Source organism: Actinosynnema sp. NPDC023658 (genome assembly GCF_040639995.1).
In the GTDB taxonomy this organism is placed as follows: Bacteria; Actinomycetota; Actinomycetes; order Mycobacteriales; family Pseudonocardiaceae; genus Actinosynnema.
In genome coordinates this window covers 1-2,494 of sequence record NZ_JBFAAX010000823.1, presented here as the reverse complement: position 1 = coordinate 2,494, position 2,494 = coordinate 1, and the positions used below count along the sequence as shown (strand labels likewise).

Here is a 2,494-nt window from a genome sequence, read left to right as displayed (position 1 = left end):
CGCGTGGCGGGTCGCCCTGGCCGGGCTGGACGAGGGCACCCGGCTCGCACCGGCCGGCGCCGCCGCACGCGTCGACCGACCTGAACGCGTCACCGTCGGACTGGGGGAGGAGTTCAGCGAGCGGTTGCGCGCGTTCGCCCGCGACCGGGGCATCACGCCGACGACCCTGTTCCAGACCGCGTGGGGCGTGCTGCTCGGCAGGCTCACCGGGCGGCGCGACGTCGTGTTCGGCTGCCCGGTCTCGGGCCGGCCCGCCGAGGTCGACGGGGTGGAGTCGATGATCGGCCAGCTCGGCGGCACCATCCCCGTCCGGGTCCGGTACGCGCCCGAGGACACCGCGGCACGGCTGCTCGACCGCGTGCACGAGGAGAGCGTCGCCCTGGCCGAGCACCACCACGTCGGGCTGCCGGGCGTCCAGCGCGCCGTCGGCGTGGGCGAGCTGTTCGACACCATGCTGGTGATGGAGAACTTCCCCCTCTCCAGCAGGCGGCGCACCGCGCTCGCGCCCGGCCTGGACCTCGTCGGGGTGGACATCACCGACGCCACGCACTACCCGCTCACCGTCATCGTGATCCCCGAGGACGAGATCGTCATCGGCCTGGGCTACCAGCCGCACGCGTTCGACGAGGGGACCGTGCGCGGCTACGGCCGCTGGCTGCGCACCCTGCTGCACGGGATCGTCGACGACCCGGACCGGCCCGTCGCCGCGCTGCCGCTGCTCGACGCCGACGAGCGGGACGTGGTGCTCGGCCTGGGGATCGGCCCCGAGCCGACCCGCGAGCGCGGCGGCTGCCTGGAGGAGTTCGGCACGTGGGTGCGCCGCACCCCGGACGCGGAGGCCGTGGTGTGCCGCGACCGCTCGCTGGGCTACGCCGAGCTGGACCGCCGCGCCAACCGCCTGGCGCACGCCCTGCTCGACCGGGGCGTGCGGCCGCAGGACCCGGTCGCCGTGCTGCTCGGCCGGGACGTGGAGATGGTGGTCGCGCTGTTCGGCGTGCTGAAGGCGGGCGCGGTGTACGTGCCGATGGACCCGACCTACCCGGCCGACCGCCTGGCCCACATGCTCGACGACGTCGCGCCCGCCGCCGTGGTCGCGCAAGCCGGTGCGCCGGTGGACCTCCCGGTGATCGACCCGTCCACCGTGGACGGACCGGCGGAGTGGGACACCGACCCGGCGCACGCCCGCCGCGACCTCACCGAGGACTCGCTGGCCTACGTCATCTACACCTCGGGCACGACCGGCAGGCCCAAGGGCGTGGCGCTGACCCACCGCGGTGTGCCCAGCCTGGTCTCCCTCCAGGAGGACGTGGTCGGCATCGGTGAGCGCGAGCGCTACCTGCACTTCGCCTCGACCAGCTTCGACGTGGCGTTCTGGCAGTTCATGCTGCCGCTGCTGTCCGGCGGCACGTCCGTCATCGCGCCGGAGGAGGTGCGGGTGCCCGGTGACGAGCTGCTGGACTACATCACCGAGCACCGCGTCACCGGCGTGAACCTGCTGCCGTCGTTCCTGGCCGCCATGCCCGACGACCGGACCGTGCCGCCGGAGGTGTTCTTCGTCGTCGGCGCGGAACGCCTCGACCCCGAGCTGGCCCGCCGCTGGGGTGACCGCCGGGCGCTGTTCAACGCCTACGGCCCCACCGAGGTCACGATCAACTCGGTCACCTGGCACTACGACCCGGACGACCCCGGCCCGCTGCCGATCGGACGCCCGGACCCCGAGGTGCGCGCCTACGTGCTGGACGCGGGCCTGCTGCCGGTGGGCGTCGGCGTGACCGGCGAGCTGTACCTGGCCGGGCCGAAGCTGGCCCGCGGCTACCTCAACCGGCCGGGGTTGACCGCGGACCGGTTCGTCGCGGACCCGTTCGGCGAAGGCCTCGGTTCCGGGCCGGGCGAACGCATGTACCGCACCGGCGACCTGGTGCGGTGGCGGGCGGACGGTCAGCTGGTCTTCCTCGGCCGCTCCGACCACCAGGTCAAGCTGCGCGGCTTCCGCATCGAGCTGTCCGAGGTCGAGACCGTGCTGACCCGGCACCCCGACGTGCGGGCGTGCGCGGTGGTCGTCCGCGAGGACCGGCCCGGCGAACGCCGACTCGTCGGCTACGTCATCCCCACCGACGACGCCGACCTCGACCCGGCGTCGGTGCGCGAGCACCTGGCCGCCGAGCTGCCCGACCACATGGTGCCGGCCGCGTTGGTGGTCCTCGACCGCCTGCCGCTGAGCCCCACCGGGAAGCTCGACCGCGCCGCCCTGCCCGCGCCCGGGAATCGTGCGGCGGCACCGGCCCGCGAACCGGCGACGCACGCGGAAGCCGTGCTGCTGCGGGTGGTCCGGGAGGTGCTGGGCACCGACGAGGTCACCCTGGACGACGCGTTCCTCGACGTCGGCGGCGACAGCATCGCGTCGTTGCGGCTGGTGTCCCGCGCCCGCCGCGAAGGCGTGCGCCTGAGCGCCCGCGACGTGTTCGAAGGCCGCACGGTCGCCGGGATCGCCGCC

At 74.7% G+C, this 2,494-nt stretch carries 1 protein-coding gene; it reads left to right on the top strand.

Translation table 11 applies throughout. The features are described from left to right. Positions 1-2,494: amino acid adenylation domain-containing protein (locus AB0G02_RS35230; RefSeq protein ID WP_360803278.1), on the top strand; the 2,494-nt coding region annotated here is incomplete at both ends.